Raw genomic sequence first — 16,580 nt, forward strand, 5'->3', positions numbered from 1 at the left:
GAACAGCAAATGGCTAAAGAACATTACGAAAGAACCAAACCGCATGTTAACATTGGCACGATCGGTCACGTCGACCACGGCAAAACTACTTTGACAGCTGCCATCACCAAAGTTTTGGCTGAAAAAGGCTACGCTAAATTCGAAGACTATGCTGATATCGACAAGGCTCCGGAAGAACGTGAACGTGGTATTACAATCAACACGGCACACGTTGAATATGAAACAGACAAACGTCATTATGCACACGTTGACTGCCCGGGCCATGCTGACTATGTCAAGAACATGATCACCGGTGCTGCTCAGATGGACGGCGCTATCCTCGTCGTTTCCGCTGCTGACGGCCCGATGCCCCAGACTCGTGAACACATCCTCTTGGCCCGCCAGGTTGGTGTACCGGCTATCGTCGTATACCTCAACAAAGCTGACCAGGTTGACGATCCGGAACTCATCGAACTCGTTGAAATGGAAGTTCGTGATCTCCTCAGCTCCTACGATTTCCCCGGCGACGAAGTTCCTATCGTAGTTGGCTCCGCTCTCAAAGCCCTCGAAGGCGACGAAAGCGAAATCGGCAAACCGTCCATCCTCAAATTGATGGATGCTGTTGACGAATACATCCCGACTCCGCAGCGCCCGACTGACCAGCCGTTCCTCATGCCTGTCGAAGACGTCTTCACCATCACAGGCCGCGGTACTGTTGCTACAGGCCGTGTTGAACGTGGCGAACTCAAAGTTGGCGACGCAGTTGAAATCGTCGGCCTCGCTGACGAACCGAAAGATACGGTTGTTACGGGCGTTGAAATGTTCCGTAAGATCCTCGACCGCGCTGAAGCAGGCGACAACATCGGTGCTCTTCTCCGTGGTGTAGACCGTAAAGAAATCGAACGTGGCCAGGTTCTCGCTAAACCGGGTACCATTCATCCGCACACGAAATTCAAAGCTCAGGTTTACGTCTTGACGAAAGACGAAGGCGGCCGTCACACCCCGTTCTTCAACGGCTATCGTCCGCAGTTCTACTTCCGTACGACTGACGTAACTGGCGTCATCCAGCTCCCGGAAGGCACTGAAATGTGCATGCCTGGCGATAACGTCAAAATGGATGTTGAACTCATCACTCCGATCGCTATCGAAGCAGGCCTCCGCTTCGCTATCCGCGAAGGCGGCCGTACGGTAGGCGCTGGCGTCGTTTCCGAAATCGAAGGCTAAAATATTGTTTGATGGTTGACTATCAACTTCAAAGTTGAAAAAGAGGCTGTCGCATATGCGACGGCCTCTTTTTTGCGTGCCTTTATGCACAAGGTCACAGACCGTGAAAGATTTATCGCCTGGCTGCGATTTCGTAGGGGTCGCCCAAAGGGCGACCCGCTTGATTCTGAGGGAATCACGGTTACAGTGACGTGGAGCACCAAAGCCTCGCCTCATAGGAGAGGTGGCCCGAAGGGCCGGAGAGGTTGACCTCTCAGTCAGCTGCGCTGACAGCTCTCCTAACAGGAGAGCCGGGCCGCCCTCTGGGACGGCCCCTACGCACGAATCACAGCCTGCGGCCTGCGAACTGCGGGCGCCATGTGAAGCAGCTGCAAGCTGCTTCACTTTATCATGATGTAACGACATGGGTCCCATGTGAAATCTGTTCGATTATTTCTCAAAAACCTTGAAAAATCCTTGCATCATGCGGTTTTTTGTAGTAAACTAAGTAAGTACGCGACAACAGGGAAATACGCCCTGAAACGCGCTAAACTATGATATAAGATGTTGCCCGCCTTGCGGGGAAACTCTTATGGAGCAGTCTATTCAAGGAAATAGACGTTAGGAGGAATTAAGTAATGGCAAAACAGGAAAGAATTCGTATTCGCCTCAAAGCTTACGATCACAAAACGCTTGATCAGAGCGCGGCGAAAATCGTCGACACGGCGAAACGTACCGGTGCTATGGTATCCGGACCGATTCCGCTTCCGACAGAAAAGAACATCTTCACGATTCTTCGTTCTCCCCATGTCAACAAAGACTCTCGTGAACAGTTCGAACTCCGTACGCACAAACGCTTGATCGACATTCTCGAAGCATCCAACAAGACCGTTGATGCCTTGACAAGACTCGATCTGCCGGCAGGCGTAGACATCGAAATCAAATTATAGGAGGAGGTGCGATTATGTCTAAAGCTATTTTGGGTAAAAAATTAGGTATGACTCAGGTCTTTACTGAAGAAGGCGCAGTCGTCCCTGTAACCGTCGTCGAAGCTTCCCCGAACGTAGTTGTACGTGTCAAGACCGTTGATACGGACGGATACAACTCCATTCAGCTCGGCTATGGTGAAATCAAAGAAAAACATCTGACAAAACCCGTTAAGGGTCAATTCGACAAAGCAGGCGTTGCTCCTGTTAAGTATCTTCGCGAATTCCGTTTGACAGATACGCCGGAATATACGGTAGGCCAAACTCTGGCAGCTGATATTTTCGCAAGCGGCGATCTCGTCGACGTAATTGGCACCAGCAAGGGTAAAGGTTTTGCAGGTACCATCAAACGTCACGGTTTCCACCGCGGACCGATGGGTCACGGCTCCAAATCTCATCGTGAACCCGGTTCTCTCGGACCTATGACCAGTGGTGGCGGCGGTAAAGTCGTCAAAGGTAAAAAACTTCCTGGACAAATGGGTGGCAATCAGGCAACCGTTCTTCATCTCTCCATCGTCAAAGTCGACATGGACAAGAACCTGATCCTGGTTAAAGGTGGTATCCCGGGCGCCAAAGGCAGCCTCGTCATGATTCGCGATACTGTAAAACCCCGCTAATAGTTGTCTAAGGAAGGAGGATAAAATATAATGCCAAAAGTAAGCACGTATAATATTACCGGCGCACAGACCGGTGAAATCGAATTGAACGATAGCGTATTTGGCGTTGAAGTGAACGAAGCCGTTATGCGTCAGGCCGTTCTCCGTCAGCTCGCCAACCAGCGCTTGGGCACACATTCCACCAAAACTCGCGGCCTCGTTCGCGGTGGTGGCAGAAAGCCTTGGAAACAAAAAGGAACCGGCCGGGCCCGTGTAGGCAGCAGCCGCAGCCCGTTGTGGGTTGGTGGCGGCACCATCTGGGGTCCCCATCCGCGCTCTTACGCACAGAAAATGCCGCGTAAAGCTCGTCGCCTCGCCGTTAAATCCGCTTTGAGCGATAAAGTCAATACAAACGAATTGTTCGTCCTCGACGAAATCAATCTCGCAGCTCCGAAGACGAAAGAAGTCGTCGCACTCATCAACAACTTCAAATTCGCTGGTGAAAAAGTCCTTTTCATCACCGACAACGATGAAGTCGTAGAACGCTGCGCACGCAACATCAAAGGCGTTAAAGCCATTTCCACTACTGGCGTCAACATCTTTGACCTGCTCCACTACACGAAATTGTTCGTTACGAAGAGCGCTGTAGCTAAGATTGAGGAGGTGCTCGCATAATGAACATGCATGATCTCTTGCTGAAACCGGTCATCACTGAAAAAACAACGATGATGATGTCTGATGGCAAATACACATTCAAAGTACCGCTCCGTGCTAATAAAGTTGAAATCCGTAAAGCTGTTGAAGCCGTCTTCGGCGTCAAAGTTAAAAGCGTAGCAACACTTCGCACGATGGGCAAATTCAAGCGCATGGGCAAGTACATCGGCAAGCGCCCGGATTACAAGAAAGCCATCGTAACCCTTCAGGAAGGCGAAACCATCGAATTCTTCGAAGGAGCTTAAGGAATTAACGAATAAGGAGGAGGCACTACAATGGCCATTAAATCATTTAAACCGTACTCCGCTAGCCGCCGTTTCATGACTGTTTCGACATTCGAAGAAATCACGGCGTCTAAACCGGAAAAATCCTTATTGGCTAAAGTAACCAATAAGGGCGGTCGTAATAACAGCGGCCGTATGACTGTCCGCCATCAGGGCGGTGGTCACAAACGCCGTTACCGTTTGATCGACTTCAAACGTATTAAAGATAACATCCCGGCAAAAGTTGCGACGATCGAATACGATCCGAACCGCTCTGCTAACATCGCTCTTCTGTTCTACGCAGATGGCGAAAAGAAATACATCATCGCTCCGAACGGCCTGAAAGTCGGCGACGTTCTCTACAGCGGTCCTGAATCGGATATCAAGATCGGCAACGCATTGCCGCTCCAGAACATCCCCCTCGGTACGCTCGTACACAACGTCGAACTGAAAATCGGCAAAGGCGGCCAGATGGTCCGCTCCGCTGGTGAATCGGCTCAGCTCATGGCTAAAGAAGGCAACTATGCACTGCTCCGCCTTCCGTCGGGCGAACTTCGTCAGGTACACGTACGCTGCCGCGCTACGATCGGCGTAGTCAGCAACACGGACTATGAAAACATCACCATCGGTAAAGCCGGCCGTTCCCGCTGGAAAGGCATCCGTCCGGGCAACCGTGGTGTCGTCATGAACCCGTGCGATCATCCGCATGGCGGCGGCGAAGGTAAAGCTCCTGTTGGTCGTAAACGTCCGGTTACTCCTTGGGGTAAACCTGCTTATGGCGTTAAGACTCGCGACGCTAAGAAAGCTTCCAATAAATTCATTGTGAAGAGACGTAAATAAGTGTTGAGGAAAGGAGATAACTAAGTGTCCAGATCCATTAAAAAGGGCCCATTCGTAGCACACCATCTCTTGAAGAAAATCGACGCTATGAACGAAGCCAACGAAAAGAAAGTAATCAAAACCTGGTCCCGTGCATCGATGATCCTGCCGAGCTTCGTCGGCCACACCATCGCTGTACACGACGGCCGTAAACATGTACCTGTCTATATCACGGAAGATATGGTAGGTCATAAATTAGGCGAATTTGCACCGACTCGTACATTCAAGGGTCATGCTAAAGCCGAAAAAGTAACTAAATAAGGGGGTAACTTAAATGGCAGTAAAAGCTGTTACGAAACACATTCGCATTGCTCCCCGTAAAATTCGGATTGTTGCTGACTTGGTTCGGGGCAAAAACGTCGGCGAAGCTTTCGCTATCTTGAAATTCACTCCGAAAGTGGGTTCCCGTGTAGTTGAAAAAACTTTGCGCAGTGCCGTTGCTAATGCGGAACATAACAATGATATGGACGTTGCAAAATTGTTCATTTCTGAAATCTTTGTTGACCAGGATTCCACGATGAAACGTATTCATCCGCGCAGCCGTGGACAGGCCTTCAAAATTCTCAAACATTCCAGTCATCTGACGGTTGTTGTTGACGAAAAAGCATAAGGAGGGAAATGGAGTGGGTCAGAAAGTTAATGCCCATGGATTCCGCGTCGGCGTTTCCAAACCTTGGGACGCAAAATGGTATGCAGAAAAAGATTACGCTGCACTTTTGAACGAAGACGTTAAGATCCGTGAATTCTTAAAGAAACAGTTATACATCGCAGGTGTTTCCCGTATCGAAATCGAACGCTCTGCAAAACGTATCAAATTGATTATCCATACCGCAAAACCGGGCATGGTCATCGGCCGTGGCGGTGCAGGTATTGAAGATATTAAAAAAGCGTTGAAAGCCTTCACCACTAAGACTGTCGACGTAAACATCGCAGAAATCAAACAGGCCGAAATGGATGCAACTCTCGTTGCTGAAAACGTTGCCGGCCAGCTCGAACGCCGTATCGGCTTCCGCCGCGCTATGAAACAGTGCGTTGGCCGTACCATGCGTATGGGCGCTAAAGGTATCAAGATCATGTGCTCCGGCCGTCTCGGCGGTGCTGAAATCGCTCGCAGCGAAAGCCTTCGCGACGGTTCCATCCCCCTGCATACGCTCCGTGCTGACATCGACTATGGCTTTGCAGAAGCTCATACGACCTATGGCTGCATCGGCGTCAAATGCTGGATCTACAAAGGTGAAATCCTCCCGGAAGCTAAGAAAGCTCCGAAGAAACGCGAAGGGAGTGAAGCATAATGTTAATTCCAAAACGTGTTAAATATCGTAAACAGTTCCGTGGCCGCATGAAAGGCCAGGCACATCGCGGTAATAAAGTAGCTCATGGTGATTTCGGCCTCGTCGCTCTCGAACCGTCGTGGATCACGAACCGCCAGATCGAAGCTGCCCGTATTGCTATGACCCGTTATATCAAACGTGGTGGTAAAGTTTGGATCAAAATCTTCCCGGATAAACCGATCACGGCTAAACCGGCTGGTACTCGTATGGGTTCCGGTAAAGGCGCTCCTGAATACTGGGTTGCCGTTGCTAAACCGGGCCGCGTACTCTTTGAAATGGGCGGCGTAAGCGAAGAAGTTGCTCGTGAAGCAATGCGTCTTGCTGGCCATAAGCTGCCGATTAAAACGAAGTTTGTTGTTAAAGGTCAGGAATTAGGTGGTGAATAAAATGAAGGTTAAAGAAATCCGTGCGCTGAGCGCTGCCGAAATGGATGAAAAAGTGGTTAGCCTGAAAGAAGAATTGTTTAACCTCCGTTTTCAACATGCGACCGGCCAATTAGAAAATCCAATGCGTATCCGCGAAGTCAAGAAGACAATCGCTCGCATCAAAACGGTACAGCGTGAAGCAGAACTGAAAGCGCAGGCGTAAGAAGCGTCCATAATTGGAATCTAAAAGGAGGTCACAAGCACAGATGGAAAGAAATGAACGGAAAATCCGCGTAGGTAAAGTTGTCAGCGATAAAATGGACAAAACCGTTGTCGTTGCTGTAGAATATAAGACACAGCACAAGCTGTACAAAAAACCGATTATCTCGACGGTAAAATTCAAAGCCCACGATGAAAACAACGAATGCCATGTTGGCGACGTAGTCCGCATCGAAGAAACTCGTCCGCTGTCCAAACAGAAACACTGGAGAGTAGTGACAATCGTAGAAAAAGCTAAATAAGCTTCATTAATTAGGAGGTTAAGCCATGATTCAGCAAGAAACTGTGTTGAATGTTGCCGATAACACTGGCGCCAAGAAAATCTTGTGCATCCAGGTCATGGGTGGCTCGTATCGTAAATATGGCAACATTGGTGATATCATTACCGCATCTGTTAAAGATGCATCACCCGGTGGCGTTGTCAAGAAAGGCGACGTAGTCAAAGCTGTTATCGTTCGTTCCAAGAAAGGTTTGCGCCGTGCAGACGGTTCTTACATCCGCTTCGACGAAAACGCAGCTGTCGTAATCAATAATGATAAAAGCCCGAAAGGTACTCGTATTTTTGGGCCCGTTGCCAGAGAACTGCGTGAAAAAGATTTCATGAAGATCATCTCCCTGGCTCCGGAAGTATTATAAGGAGGAGGTGTTCTCAATGGGTAAAATGCACGTTAAAACAGGCGATACGGTCATCGTCATCGCTGGTAAAGAAAAAGGCAAAAAAGGCAAGGTCATCGCAACGTATCCGAAAAAAGACCGTGTCGTAGTTGAAGGCCTTAACCTGGTTAAGCGCCACACGAAACCGAGTCAGAACAATCCTCAAGGCGGCATTATCACTAAGGAAGCAGCAATCCACGTTTCCAACGTAATGCTCGTAGATCCTGAAAGCGGCAAACCGACCCGTGTCAAAATGGTCCAGCAGGCCGATGGCACCAAAGTCCGTACAGCCGTAAAGAGCGGTAAAGCTATCTAATAAGAAGGGAGGCCCTTGAGAGTGTCCAGATTAAAAGACAAATACCTTTCCGAAGTCGTAAAAGGCTTGCAGGAAAAATACAATTATAAAAACGTAATGCAGATTCCGAAGGTTACCAAAGTTGTTATCAACATGGCCGTTGGCGAAGCTGTTACCAACTCCAAAGCCTTGGACGCTGCTGTCAATGATATGACCATCATTTCCGGTCAGAAACCGATCATCACGAAAGCTAAGAAATCCATCGCAGCTTTCAAAATCCGTGAAGGCATGAACCTCGGCTGCAAAGTTACCCTGCGCGGCGAACGGATGTATGAATTCCTCGACAAACTGATGAACTTGACACTGCCCCGCGTCCGTGACTTCCACGGCGTCAGTGCCACCGGTTTCGACGGCCGCGGCAACTATACCCTCGGCCTGAAAGAACAGCTTATCTTCCCGGAAATCGAATACGATAAGGTTGATAAAGCTCGCGGCATGGACATCACCATCGTTACCACAGCTACGACCGACGAAGAAGGCCGTGACATGCTGAAAATGATGGGCATGCCTTTTGAAAAGTAATAGAGGAGGATAACATACATGGCAAAGAAATCGATGCTCGAACGTGAAAAGAAACGTGAAAAAATGGTTGCCAAATACGCTAAGCTCCGCGCTGAACTCAAAGCAAAAGGCGACTATGAAGCACTTTCTCAGCTGCCGGCTAACGCATCTCCGGTCCGTCTGCACAACCGTTGCAAAGTAACCGGCCGTCCTCACGGTTATATGCGTAAATTCGGCATCTGCCGCATCACATTCCGTGAACTGGCTTACAAAGGTCAGATCCCTGGCGTTAAAAAAGCCAGCTGGTAACACGTATTCCATGGAGGGAGGTTTTTAGATTATGGCAATGACCGATCCGATTGCGGATATGCTCACAAGAATCCGTAATGCTAACTCGGCATATCACGAAAAAGTAGAAATCCCTGCTTCGAAGATGAAAGCTGCAGTGCTCGACATCCTCAAAGAAGAAGGTTTCGTCAAAAACTACGAATCCGTAAACGAAGGCAAAACGCTGAAAGTTACGTTGAAATATGGTTCTAATAAAGAAAAAGTAATTACCGGCATCAAGAGAATTTCCAAACCGGGCCTGCGCGTATACGCTGGCAAAGAAGAACTCCCGCGCGTTCTCGGTGGTTTGGGGATCGCAGTAATTTCCACGTCCCAGGGCGTCATGAGCGACAAAAAAGCTCGTAAACTCGGCTTGGGCGGCGAAGTTATCGCTTACGTCTGGTAAATCGTTTTGGAGGTGTCAATATGTCCCGAGTAGGTAGAATGCCTATTGATATCCCGGCAGGCGTAAATGTAAACCTCGATGGCCACGTAATTACCGTTAAAGGCCCGAAAGGCGAACTCACACGTACGCTCCACCAGGATATGAAAATCACAGTGGCTGACAACGTCATCACTGTAGAACGTCCGTCTGACGATAAAAATCACCGTGCACTGCACGGCCTCACCCGTGCCCTTATTGCCAACATGGTAAAAGGTGTTTCGGAAGGCTTCAAAAAAGAACTGGAAATCGTTGGCGTTGGTTACAGAGCACAGATGAAAGGTAAGAAACTTGCCTTGACTCTTGGCTTCTCCCATCCCCTCGAACTCGATGCTCCGGCTGGTGTCACCATCGAATGCCCGAGCGCTACGCAGATCACCATTTCCGGTGCTGATAACGAAGTTGTCGGCGAATTTGCTGCTAAAGTCCGCGGCTACCGCCTGCCTGAACCGTACAAGGGCAAAGGTATCCGTTATGTTGGCGAACATGTCCGTCGTAAAGCCGGTAAAGCTGGTACGAAGAAATAATTAACCTTTAATTAGAAAGGAGTGAATTCCTTGAAGAAGAGTAAAAACACAATCCGTTTGAAACGGCATTGGCGTTTACGCAAGAACATCAACGGCACGGCAGAACGTCCGCGTCTCAACGTTTTCCGCAGCCTTAACAATATCTACGCTCAGGTCATCGATGACCAGAACGGCGTAACTTTGGTTTCCGCAAGCTCTTTGGACAAAGAAATCAAAGGTCAGAACGTCAGCGGCGGCAACGCCGAAGGCGCAAAATTAGTCGGTGCTTTAGTTGCAAAACGGGCTATCGAAAAAGGTATCACGACGGTTGTCTTCGACCGTGGCGGTTACATTTATCACGGCCGTGTTGCAGCTCTCGCTGAAGCAGCTCGTGAAGCTGGCTTGAAATTCTAATCAAGGAGGAAATAACACATGGCAAAAGTTGACCATGCAGGTCTCGAATTACAGGAAAATGTAGTATTCATCAACCGCGTTGCTAAGGTAGTTAAAGGCGGCCGCCGTTTTTCCTTCAGTGCCCTCGTTGTTGTCGGTGACGGCAACGGCAATGTCGGCGCAGGTTTAGGTAAAGCTGGCGAAGTTCCTGAAGCAATCCGTAAAGGCGTTGAAGACGCTAAGAAACATATGATTTCCGTTCCTCTCAAGAACGGCTCCATCCCCCACACGATCACAGGTATCTTCGGTGCAGGCAAAGTATTCCTGAAACCGGCTGCTGAAGGTACTGGCGTCATCGCTGGCGGTCCGGTCCGTGCCGTATTGGAACTGGCAGGCGTCCGCAACATCCTCACCAAATCGATCGGTTCTTCCAACCCGAACAACATGGTTCAGGCAACCCTCGAAGGCTTGAGCCGCTTGAAGGATGTCAACAAAGTTGCTGAACTCCGTGGCAAAACTGTAGAAGAAATTTACGGTTAATAAGGAGGATATGACAAGATGGCTCAGGTTAAAGTTACTCTCGTAAAGAGTTTGGCAGGCCGTCCTGGTGACCAGCGCGCAACCATCGTTGCCCTCGGTCTCCACAAGACGAACTCCAGCGTAGTAAAAGAAGTTACCCCGCAGATCAAAGGGATGCTTCACAAAGTAGAACACTTAGTAAAAGTAGAAGAAATCTAATATAGAAGGAGGTGCGCTGAATTGAAACTTCATGAAATGAGTATTGTTCCTGGTTCCAAGAAAAAACGCAACCGCGTCGGCCGCGGCATCGGCTCCGGCAATGGCAAAACGGCTGGCAAAGGTATGAAAGGTCAGCTCTCCCGTAGCGGTGGCGGCAAGCGCCCGGGCTTCGAAGGCGGCCAGATGCCGTTGTATCGTTTGCTCCCGAAACGCGGCTTCAAAAACATTTGGGCTAAAGAATATGCAGAAGTTAACGTTTCTGTACTCAACCGCTTTGAAGATGGCACGACTGTCGATCCCGTCGCTCTCGTTGAAGCTGGCATCCTCAAGAATGTCCGCGATGGCGTCCGCATCCTCGGCAACGGTGAACTCGAAAAGAAACTCACTGTCGTAGCTAACGGCTTCACGAAATCCGCTAAGGCTAAAATCGAAGCAGCTGGCGGCAAGGTTGTAGTACCGGGAGAAGAACCGGTAGCTGAACAGTAGGGGTGATTTGCGGTGTTAGAAAACATCCAAAACGTACTGAACGTCCCGGAATTTCGGAAACGGGCAGTCTTCACCCTCATCATGTTCGTCATTTTCAGACTTGGCGTTCACATCCCCGTACCGGGCGTTGATTCGTCAGTCATTGAAAACCTCTTCAGCAGCGGCAACTTGTTCGGTCTTCTGGACTTGTTCGCCGGCGGGGCACTGAGTAAGTTCTCCGTCCTGGCCATGAGCATCACGCCGTACATCAACGCGTCGATCATCATGCAGCTGCTGACAGCCGTCGTCCCGACCTTTGAACAATGGGCAAAGGACAATCAGGAAGGCCGCGATAAGATCCAAAAGGTCACGCGGTACGGTACGGTTGTCCTGGCGTTGATCCAGGCTTTCGCCATGAGCTATGCGCTGAAAGTCAACAATGCCCTCATCGTCGACAGCTGGGCCATGGTCGTCATGGTCTCGCTGATCCTCACGGCAGGCACGTGTTTCCTCATGTGGCTCGGTGACCAGATCACAGCTGGTGGGATCGGCAACGGCATTTCTCTCATCATCTTCGCGGGTATCGTAGCGCGTTTCCCTCAAGGGTGCATGACGATTTACAAGTATATCCAGGCTGGTTCGATCAACATCTTCCAGGCCTTGCTTTTTGCTGTTATCGCCTTGTTCATGATCGTCGTGGTCATCGAAGTCACCCAGGGTCAGCGCCGCGTCACGGTACAGTATGCGAAACGTATCGTCGGCCGTAAGATGTATGGCGGTCACTCGACACACATTCCGCTGAAAGTCAACCAGGCTGGCGTCATTCCCATCATCTTTGCTTCGTCTGTACTGATGTTCCCGATTACCATCGCACAGTTCGTACAGAATGACACGATCCAGTGGGTCGCAAGCTTCTTTGCATGGGGCACGGTGACCAACACCGTCATGTACGCACTCCTGATTATGTTCTTCACATATTTCTACACGGCTATTTCGCTGAACATCCCGCAGCTTACGGAAAATATGCAGAAATACGGCGGCTTCATCCCTGGCATCCGACCGGGTCAGCCGACGGCCATGTATATCGATCGCATCATGACGAGGATCACCCTCGCCGGTGCCTTCTTCCTGGCCTTCATTGCCATCCTGCCGAACTTCATCGGCTGGATCACGGGCATCGAAGGGGTCTACTTCGGCGGTACAGCCATCCTCATCGTCGTCGGTGTTGCCATCGACACGATGAAACAGGCAGAATCCTTAGTTTTGAATAGACAATATCAAGGATTTATGAAATAATAAGGGGGTAGTTTGAGTGTATATTCTTTTAATGGGCCCTCCGGGTGCTGGTAAAGGTACCCAGGCTGAACGATTGATTGAAAAATATGGTATTCCCCAGATTTCGACAGGCGACATGTTCCGGGCGGCTGTAAAAGAACAGACCCCGCTCGGCCTCGAAGCCAAGAAGTACATGGATAACGGCCAGCTCGTACCGGACGCTGTTACCGTTGGCATCGTCAAAGAACGCCTTGCCAAAGATGATTGCAAAAAAGGCTTCATCCTCGACGGTTTCCCGCGCACGACCAGCCAGGCTGTATCCCTCGATGCTATCCTCCGGGATTTAGGCATCAAACTCGATGGCGTCATCAACATCGCCGTCCCCGATGAAGAACTCATCAAACGGACGACGGGCCGTCAGATCTGCCGCTCCTGTGGTGCGACATACCATGTCACATTCAAACCGTCCAAGGTGAAGAACGTCTGCGATAAATGCGGCGGTGAATTGTATCAGCGCGATGACGACAAAGTCGAAACCGTCAAGAAACGCTTGAGCGTCTACGCTGCACAGACGAAACCGCTCATCGACTACTATAAGAATTCCAATCTCTACATCGAAATCGATGGCAAACAGAGCATGGAAGATGTCTACAAAGACATCGTCGCTAGTCTTGAAAAGAGTAAATAAGCATGATTATTTTAAAATCGAAACGGGAAATTGAGTATATTCGCGAAGCTGGCCGCATTACTGCTAACGCACTTCAACTCATGAAGAAACTGGCTCAGCCTGGCATTACGACAGGCGAACTCGACCAGCGCTGTGAAGAATACATCCGCAGCTGCGGCGCTTTTCCGAGCTGCAAAGGCTACTACGGGTTCCCGGCAACCATTTGCGCCAGCGTAAATGAAGAAGTCGTCCACGGCATCCCGGGCCACCGCAAGCTCAAAGATGGCGATATAATCAGCATTGATTTAGTAGTAAACAAGAATGGCTACCATGGCGATTCGACGGTAACGATTCCTGTCGGCCACGTTCGTCCGGCGACCCTCAAGCTCTTGAAGGTCACCGAAGAAAGCCTTTATAAGGGCATCGAACAGGCCGTAGCCGGAAATCACCTCGGCGACATCGGCCACGCAGTCCAGTCTTATGCCGAATCCTTCGGATACGGCGTCGTCCGCGACTACGTCGGCCACGGCATCGGCACGGATATGCATGAAGATCCGGAAGTGCCGAACTATGGCATGGCCGGTCACGGCGAACTGCTGGAACCGGGCATGGTCCTGGCCATTGAACCGATGATCAATATGGGCACCGAAAAGGTCCGCCAGCTGAAGAACGGCTGGACCGTCGTCACGCGTGACGGCAAACCGGCAGCCCACTTCGAACATACAGTAGCCATCACGGAAAACGGTCCTGAAATTCTGACGTTACCGGAAGAGTAAGTATGGAACGGACTCAGATGATACCTGTCTGCACGGTCGTAGAAAGCCTGGCAGGCAGGGATAAAGGCCACTTGTATGTTGTTGTCGGCAGTCTGGCTTATCCCTACGTATGGATTGCTGACGGTAGAAAGTACAACCTGGATAAGCCGAAGAAAAAGAATTGCCGGCATCTCCGGATATTGGGAACGAGCGTATCCACTGGAAGCGCTGGTCCCGCGAGAATCAGCAATGAATGGATACGGTCCGTCTTGAACCGGGCTGTGAAGAATTGACCAGGGAGGTTACTATGTCGAAGGTAGATGTCATTGAAGTAGAAGGCGTCGTCGTTGAAGCTTTGCCAAACGCCATGTTCAAAGTCAAGCTTGAAAACGATCACATCGTGCTGGCTCATGTCTCCGGTAAAATGCGGATGAATTTCATTCGTATCCTTCCGGGCGACCGGGTCACACTTGAATTGACACCGTATGATCTGAATCGCGGTCGTATCACGTACCGCTTTAAGTAAGAGTATTACGCAGGAGGTTAACGATGAAGGTAAAACCGTCAGTAAAAAAGATTTGCGAAAAATGCAAAATTATCAAACGTAAAGGCCGCGTCATGGTCATTTGCGAAAATCCGAAACATAAACAGAAACAGGGTTAATAAACAGGAGGTGAATGAATAGATGGCACGTATAGCCGGTGTGGATTTACCACGTGATAAACGAGTTGAAATTGGTTTGACTTACATTTTAGGTATTGGTCTTTCTTCTTCCCAGAAAATTCTGGCTAAGACTGGCGTAAACCCGGATACCCGCGTTCGCGACCTGACAGAAGACGAAGTACAGAAGATTCGTGAAGTCATCGGTTCTGAATATAAAGTTGAAGGCGACCTTCGCCGTGAAACAGCACTCAACATCAAACGCCTGATCGAAGTTAATTCGTATCGCGGCAAACGTCATCGTGCAGGTCTTCCGGTCCGCGGTCAGCGCACCAAGACGAACGCACGTACCCGTAAAGGCCCGAGAAAAGCTGTAGCAGGTAAGAAGAAATAAGATTCTTTAAGTAAGGAGGGAAACGATTTTGGCTAAGAACGTAAGAAGCAACAAAAGAAAAGAAAAGAAACATGTAGAATCGGGCGCAGCACATATCCGTTCTACTTTCAATAACACGATCGTTACGATCACTGACGCAAAAGGCAATGCATTGTCCTGGGCAAGTGCCGGCGGCCTCGGTTTCCGTGGTTCCCGTAAGAGCACTCCGTTCGCTGCACAGATGGCTGCTGAACAGGCTGCTAAAGCTGCTATGGAACATGGCCTCCGTCAGGTAGAAGTTTTCGTAAAAGGCCCGGGCTCCGGCCGTGAAGCTGCTATCCGCGCATTGCAGGCTGCAGGTCTTGAAGTCAACTCCATCAAAGACGTAACTCCTATTCCGCATAACGGCTGCCGTCCGCCGAAACGGAGACGCGTATAATCGTAGATAATTAACCAAGGTGTTTTGATTCTGAAATAGGAGGATTTTCCTAATGATCGATGATAACAAGTTTAAAGTTAAAACCGTCGAAATCAATGAAGACGGTACCTATGGAAAATTCGTATGTGAACCTCTCGATCGGGGTTACGGAATCACATTGGGTAATAGTTTGCGGCGTGTCCTCCTGGCATCTCTGGATGGCGTAGCAATCACTTCGATTAAAATCGATGGTGTGCTCCATGAATTTTCGACCATCCCCGGCGTCCGGGAAGATGTTTCGGAAATCATCCTCAACCTCAAACAGGTGCGGATGAAATTCTTGGATGATGATATTGACGCACTCGATATCACCGTCGATATCTCTGGTGAATGTGAATTCACTGCAAACGATCTTAACGTAAACTCAGACATTGAAATTTTAAACCCGGATCTTCATATTGCCACATTGGATACGGATGCCAACATCCGCATGCAGTGCCACATTGAACGCGGCAAAGGGTATGTTCCTTCTACGAAGAACAAGAAAGAAACGGATATGATCGGGGTCATCCCCATCGATTCCATCTTTTCGCCTATTGTGCGCACCAACTACGAAGTAGGCAATATCCGGGTCGGCAACGAAATGGATTACGATTCGTTGACGCTTGAAGTGACGACGGATGGCAGCATCACTGCTGAAAACGCCGTCGCCAAAGCTGCATCCATTATGATCAGCTATTTGAACTACTTCCAGGACATCGCCACCGACGCCAAAGTCAACGACACATTGGCTGAATTTACCAACAAAGATGGCGAAGAACCGGAAGTACCGGAAGAACCGGACCTCAACGACATCAAGATTGATGTCCTCGACCTCTCCGTACGCGCTTCGAATTGCCTGAAACGTGCAAATATCTACACCTTAGGCGACCTCGTAGAACGGACGGAAGACGACTTGTCCAAGATTCGCAACCTCGGCAAGAAGTCTGTCGATGAAATCATTGAAAAGTTGCAAAAAGAAGGTTACGATTTAAAATCGAGTAACGAAGAATAGTTCGAGGAGGATGAACGATGGCTTATAGAAAGTTGGGACGAGACAGCTCCGCACGTAAAGCTTTGCTGCGCAGCATTGTCACCTCTTTATTCCAGCATGAACGCATTGAAACGACAGAAGCAAAGGCAAAAGAACTTCGCAAAGTCGCTGATAAAATGCTTACCCTCGCAAAACGCGGCGATCTCCACGCTCGCCGTCAGGTCTTGGCATACATGATGGATGAAGATGTTGTCAAAAAACTGTTTGACGAAATTGCACCGAAATACAAAGATCGTCAGGGCGGTTATACTCGCATCATCAAAACTGGCGTTCGTCAGGGCGATGCTGCTCCGATGGTAATCATCGAATTAGTATAAGCTTGTAAGAAAAAAGGGGCTGTCGCATGTGCGACAGCCCCTTTTG

General features: G+C 49.5%; 32 protein-coding genes. All 32 read left to right on the forward strand.

Translation table 11 applies throughout. The features are described from left to right. The first annotated feature begins 9 nt into the window (after nt 1-9). The 32 genes from tuf (at nt 10) to rplQ (ending at nt 16,534) form a co-directional block, all read left to right on the forward strand. The gene (gene tuf, locus NOS26_RS05370; RefSeq protein WP_014015733.1) at nt 10-1,203 is read left to right on the forward strand and encodes an elongation factor Tu; all 1,194 of its coding nucleotides are present in this window, start codon (nt 10-12) and stop codon (nt 1,201-1,203) included. A 617-nt stretch (nt 1,204-1,820) separates the two neighbouring features. Beyond that, nucleotides 1,821-2,132 carry a 30S ribosomal protein S10 gene (gene rpsJ / locus NOS26_RS05375; protein ID WP_014015734.1) on the forward strand — a complete coding sequence of 104 codons (312 nt, stop codon included), beginning with the start codon at nt 1,821-1,823 and terminating at the stop codon, nt 2,130-2,132. Nucleotides 2,133-2,146: 14 nt separating this feature from the next. Further along, complete coding sequence (gene rplC / locus NOS26_RS05380) at nt 2,147-2,785, forward strand: 50S ribosomal protein L3 (RefSeq protein ID WP_014015735.1); 639 nt, start codon at nt 2,147-2,149, stop codon at nt 2,783-2,785. Between the two features lie 30 nt (nt 2,786-2,815). Next, nucleotides 2,816-3,439, forward strand: coding sequence for a 50S ribosomal protein L4 (gene rplD / locus NOS26_RS05385; protein WP_014015736.1), 624 nt, complete (start codon nt 2,816-2,818; stop codon nt 3,437-3,439). Further along, on the forward strand, nt 3,439-3,723 hold the full coding sequence (rplW, locus tag NOS26_RS05390) for a 50S ribosomal protein L23 (protein ID WP_014015737.1): 285 nt from the start codon (nt 3,439-3,441) through the stop codon (nt 3,721-3,723). The genes rplD and rplW overlap by 1 nt, the downstream gene beginning before the upstream one ends. A gap of 30 nt (nt 3,724-3,753) precedes the next feature. After that, a complete protein-coding gene (rplB, locus tag NOS26_RS05395) occupies nt 3,754-4,581 on the forward strand; it encodes a 50S ribosomal protein L2 (RefSeq protein WP_014015738.1) in 828 nt (275 codons plus the stop codon). Nucleotides 4,582-4,605: 24 nt separating this feature from the next. Beyond that, a complete protein-coding gene (gene rpsS / locus NOS26_RS05400) occupies nt 4,606-4,881 on the forward strand; it encodes a 30S ribosomal protein S19 (RefSeq protein ID WP_014015739.1) in 276 nt (91 codons plus the stop codon). 13 nt (nt 4,882-4,894) lie between these two features. Then, nucleotides 4,895-5,230 (forward strand): 50S ribosomal protein L22, encoded by a 336-nt coding sequence (rplV, locus tag NOS26_RS05405; RefSeq protein ID WP_014015740.1) that lies wholly within the window; start codon nt 4,895-4,897, stop codon nt 5,228-5,230. A gap of 13 nt (nt 5,231-5,243) precedes the next feature. Beyond that, nucleotides 5,244-5,912 carry a 30S ribosomal protein S3 gene (gene rpsC / locus NOS26_RS05410; protein WP_014015741.1) on the forward strand — a complete coding sequence of 223 codons (669 nt, stop codon included), beginning with the start codon at nt 5,244-5,246 and terminating at the stop codon, nt 5,910-5,912. Then, nucleotides 5,912-6,337 carry a 50S ribosomal protein L16 gene (gene rplP, locus NOS26_RS05415; protein WP_014015742.1) on the forward strand — a complete coding sequence of 142 codons (426 nt, stop codon included), beginning with the start codon at nt 5,912-5,914 and terminating at the stop codon, nt 6,335-6,337. Before rpsC ends, rplP begins: the two co-directional genes overlap by 1 nt. A gap of 1 nt (nt 6,338) precedes the next feature. Next, a complete protein-coding gene (gene rpmC / locus NOS26_RS05420; protein WP_014015743.1) occupies nt 6,339-6,539 on the forward strand; it encodes a 50S ribosomal protein L29 in 201 nt (66 codons plus the stop codon). Between the two features lie 43 nt (nt 6,540-6,582). After that, on the forward strand, nt 6,583-6,837 hold the full coding sequence (gene rpsQ / locus NOS26_RS05425) for a 30S ribosomal protein S17 (protein WP_014015744.1): 255 nt from the start codon (nt 6,583-6,585) through the stop codon (nt 6,835-6,837). Between the two features lie 25 nt (nt 6,838-6,862). Further along, the gene (gene rplN / locus NOS26_RS05430; protein ID WP_014015745.1) at nt 6,863-7,231 is read left to right on the forward strand and encodes a 50S ribosomal protein L14; all 369 of its coding nucleotides are present in this window, start codon (nt 6,863-6,865) and stop codon (nt 7,229-7,231) included. Nucleotides 7,232-7,256: 25 nt separating this feature from the next. Further along, nucleotides 7,257-7,565: a 50S ribosomal protein L24 gene (gene rplX / locus NOS26_RS05435; RefSeq protein WP_173364624.1), complete on the forward strand. Its 309-nt coding sequence runs from the start codon at nt 7,257-7,259 to the stop codon at nt 7,563-7,565. A 21-nt stretch (nt 7,566-7,586) separates the two neighbouring features. After that, nucleotides 7,587-8,126, forward strand: coding sequence for a 50S ribosomal protein L5 (gene rplE, locus NOS26_RS05440; RefSeq protein ID WP_014015747.1), 540 nt, complete (start codon nt 7,587-7,589; stop codon nt 8,124-8,126). An 18-nt stretch (nt 8,127-8,144) separates the two neighbouring features. Beyond that, the gene (gene rpsN, locus NOS26_RS05445) at nt 8,145-8,414 is read left to right on the forward strand and encodes a 30S ribosomal protein S14 (RefSeq protein ID WP_014015748.1); all 270 of its coding nucleotides are present in this window, start codon (nt 8,145-8,147) and stop codon (nt 8,412-8,414) included. Nucleotides 8,415-8,445: 31 nt separating this feature from the next. After that, complete coding sequence (rpsH, locus tag NOS26_RS05450; RefSeq protein ID WP_014015749.1) at nt 8,446-8,838, forward strand: 30S ribosomal protein S8; 393 nt, start codon at nt 8,446-8,448, stop codon at nt 8,836-8,838. Between the two features lie 20 nt (nt 8,839-8,858). Continuing rightward, nucleotides 8,859-9,401: a 50S ribosomal protein L6 gene (rplF, locus tag NOS26_RS05455; protein WP_014015750.1), complete on the forward strand. Its 543-nt coding sequence runs from the start codon at nt 8,859-8,861 to the stop codon at nt 9,399-9,401. Nucleotides 9,402-9,431: 30 nt separating this feature from the next. Beyond that, nucleotides 9,432-9,794, forward strand: coding sequence for a 50S ribosomal protein L18 (rplR, locus tag NOS26_RS05460; protein ID WP_014015751.1), 363 nt, complete (start codon nt 9,432-9,434; stop codon nt 9,792-9,794). Nucleotides 9,795-9,812: 18 nt separating this feature from the next. Next, nucleotides 9,813-10,313: a 30S ribosomal protein S5 gene (gene rpsE / locus NOS26_RS05465; protein WP_014015752.1), complete on the forward strand. Its 501-nt coding sequence runs from the start codon at nt 9,813-9,815 to the stop codon at nt 10,311-10,313. Nucleotides 10,314-10,331: 18 nt separating this feature from the next. Next, the gene (gene rpmD, locus NOS26_RS05470) at nt 10,332-10,511 is read left to right on the forward strand and encodes a 50S ribosomal protein L30 (RefSeq protein ID WP_014015753.1); all 180 of its coding nucleotides are present in this window, start codon (nt 10,332-10,334) and stop codon (nt 10,509-10,511) included. A 21-nt stretch (nt 10,512-10,532) separates the two neighbouring features. Beyond that, nucleotides 10,533-10,997: a 50S ribosomal protein L15 gene (gene rplO, locus NOS26_RS05475; protein WP_014015754.1), complete on the forward strand. Its 465-nt coding sequence runs from the start codon at nt 10,533-10,535 to the stop codon at nt 10,995-10,997. Nucleotides 10,998-11,009: 12 nt separating this feature from the next. Continuing rightward, nucleotides 11,010-12,272 carry a preprotein translocase subunit SecY gene (gene secY / locus NOS26_RS05480; RefSeq protein WP_014015755.1) on the forward strand — a complete coding sequence of 421 codons (1,263 nt, stop codon included), beginning with the start codon at nt 11,010-11,012 and terminating at the stop codon, nt 12,270-12,272. Between the two features lie 16 nt (nt 12,273-12,288). After that, nucleotides 12,289-12,939, forward strand: a complete 651-nt coding sequence (locus NOS26_RS05485; protein WP_014015756.1) for an adenylate kinase — start codon at nt 12,289-12,291, stop codon at nt 12,937-12,939. Nucleotides 12,940-12,941: 2 nt separating this feature from the next. Beyond that, nucleotides 12,942-13,694 (forward strand): type I methionyl aminopeptidase, encoded by a 753-nt coding sequence (gene map / locus NOS26_RS05490; protein ID WP_014015757.1) that lies wholly within the window; start codon nt 12,942-12,944, stop codon nt 13,692-13,694. A 2-nt stretch (nt 13,695-13,696) separates the two neighbouring features. Continuing rightward, nucleotides 13,697-13,966, forward strand: a complete 270-nt coding sequence (locus NOS26_RS05495) for a KOW domain-containing RNA-binding protein (RefSeq protein WP_014015758.1) — start codon at nt 13,697-13,699, stop codon at nt 13,964-13,966. Between the two features lie 14 nt (nt 13,967-13,980). After that, nucleotides 13,981-14,199 (forward strand): translation initiation factor IF-1, encoded by a 219-nt coding sequence (gene infA / locus NOS26_RS05500; RefSeq protein ID WP_014015759.1) that lies wholly within the window; start codon nt 13,981-13,983, stop codon nt 14,197-14,199. A gap of 23 nt (nt 14,200-14,222) precedes the next feature. After that, nucleotides 14,223-14,336: a 50S ribosomal protein L36 gene (gene rpmJ, locus NOS26_RS05505; protein ID WP_007391661.1), complete on the forward strand. Its 114-nt coding sequence runs from the start codon at nt 14,223-14,225 to the stop codon at nt 14,334-14,336. A gap of 22 nt (nt 14,337-14,358) precedes the next feature. Continuing rightward, on the forward strand, nt 14,359-14,727 hold the full coding sequence (gene rpsM, locus NOS26_RS05510) for a 30S ribosomal protein S13 (RefSeq protein ID WP_014015760.1): 369 nt from the start codon (nt 14,359-14,361) through the stop codon (nt 14,725-14,727). 28 nt (nt 14,728-14,755) lie between these two features. Beyond that, nucleotides 14,756-15,145, forward strand: a complete 390-nt coding sequence (gene rpsK / locus NOS26_RS05515; protein ID WP_014015761.1) for a 30S ribosomal protein S11 — start codon at nt 14,756-14,758, stop codon at nt 15,143-15,145. Nucleotides 15,146-15,197: 52 nt separating this feature from the next. Beyond that, nucleotides 15,198-16,178, forward strand: coding sequence for a DNA-directed RNA polymerase subunit alpha (locus tag NOS26_RS05520; RefSeq protein WP_014015762.1), 981 nt, complete (start codon nt 15,198-15,200; stop codon nt 16,176-16,178). A 17-nt stretch (nt 16,179-16,195) separates the two neighbouring features. Continuing rightward, on the forward strand, nt 16,196-16,534 hold the full coding sequence (gene rplQ, locus NOS26_RS05525; RefSeq protein WP_014015763.1) for a 50S ribosomal protein L17: 339 nt from the start codon (nt 16,196-16,198) through the stop codon (nt 16,532-16,534). Nucleotides 16,535-16,580: the final 46 nt, after the last annotated feature.

The sequence above is a fragment of the Megasphaera sp. SC8-1 genome (assembly GCF_024436295.1).
Lineage (GTDB): Bacteria > Bacillota > Negativicutes > Veillonellales > Megasphaeraceae > Megasphaera > Megasphaera elsdenii.

Bases quoted from the DNA above. Each gene is read 5' to 3' on its own strand.
- tuf (WP_014015733.1), top strand. From the start codon at position 10: ATGGCTAAAGAACATTACGAAAGAACCAAACCGCATGTTAACATTGGC.
- rpsJ (WP_014015734.1), top strand. From the start codon at position 1,821: ATGGCAAAACAGGAAAGAATTCGTATTCGCCTCAAAGCTTACGATCAC.
- rplC (WP_014015735.1), top strand. From the start codon at position 2,147: ATGTCTAAAGCTATTTTGGGTAAAAAATTAGGTATGACTCAGGTCTTT.
- rplD (WP_014015736.1), top strand. From the start codon at position 2,816: ATGCCAAAAGTAAGCACGTATAATATTACCGGCGCACAGACCGGTGAA.
- rplW (WP_014015737.1), top strand. From the start codon at position 3,439: ATGAACATGCATGATCTCTTGCTGAAACCGGTCATCACTGAAAAAACA.
- rplB (WP_014015738.1), top strand. From the start codon at position 3,754: ATGGCCATTAAATCATTTAAACCGTACTCCGCTAGCCGCCGTTTCATG.
- rplV (WP_014015740.1), top strand. From the start codon at position 4,895: ATGGCAGTAAAAGCTGTTACGAAACACATTCGCATTGCTCCCCGTAAA.
- rplP (WP_014015742.1), top strand. From the start codon at position 5,912: ATGTTAATTCCAAAACGTGTTAAATATCGTAAACAGTTCCGTGGCCGC.
- rpmC (WP_014015743.1), top strand. From the start codon at position 6,339: ATGAAGGTTAAAGAAATCCGTGCGCTGAGCGCTGCCGAAATGGATGAA.
- rpsQ (WP_014015744.1), top strand. From the start codon at position 6,583: ATGGAAAGAAATGAACGGAAAATCCGCGTAGGTAAAGTTGTCAGCGAT.
- rplN (WP_014015745.1), top strand. From the start codon at position 6,863: ATGATTCAGCAAGAAACTGTGTTGAATGTTGCCGATAACACTGGCGCC.
- rplX (WP_173364624.1), top strand. From the start codon at position 7,257: ATGCACGTTAAAACAGGCGATACGGTCATCGTCATCGCTGGTAAAGAA.
- rpsN (WP_014015748.1), top strand. From the start codon at position 8,145: ATGGCAAAGAAATCGATGCTCGAACGTGAAAAGAAACGTGAAAAAATG.
- rpsH (WP_014015749.1), top strand. From the start codon at position 8,446: ATGGCAATGACCGATCCGATTGCGGATATGCTCACAAGAATCCGTAAT.
- rplF (WP_014015750.1), top strand. From the start codon at position 8,859: ATGTCCCGAGTAGGTAGAATGCCTATTGATATCCCGGCAGGCGTAAAT.
- rpsE (WP_014015752.1), top strand. From the start codon at position 9,813: ATGGCAAAAGTTGACCATGCAGGTCTCGAATTACAGGAAAATGTAGTA.
- rpmD (WP_014015753.1), top strand. From the start codon at position 10,332: ATGGCTCAGGTTAAAGTTACTCTCGTAAAGAGTTTGGCAGGCCGTCCT.
- map (WP_014015757.1), top strand. From the start codon at position 12,942: ATGATTATTTTAAAATCGAAACGGGAAATTGAGTATATTCGCGAAGCT.
- NOS26_RS05495 (WP_014015758.1), top strand. From the start codon at position 13,697: ATGGAACGGACTCAGATGATACCTGTCTGCACGGTCGTAGAAAGCCTG.
- infA (WP_014015759.1), top strand. From the start codon at position 13,981: ATGTCGAAGGTAGATGTCATTGAAGTAGAAGGCGTCGTCGTTGAAGCT.
- rpmJ (WP_007391661.1), top strand. From the start codon at position 14,223: ATGAAGGTAAAACCGTCAGTAAAAAAGATTTGCGAAAAATGCAAAATT.
- rpsM (WP_014015760.1), top strand. From the start codon at position 14,359: ATGGCACGTATAGCCGGTGTGGATTTACCACGTGATAAACGAGTTGAA.
- NOS26_RS05520 (WP_014015762.1), top strand. From the start codon at position 15,198: ATGATCGATGATAACAAGTTTAAAGTTAAAACCGTCGAAATCAATGAA.
- rplQ (WP_014015763.1), top strand. From the start codon at position 16,196: ATGGCTTATAGAAAGTTGGGACGAGACAGCTCCGCACGTAAAGCTTTG.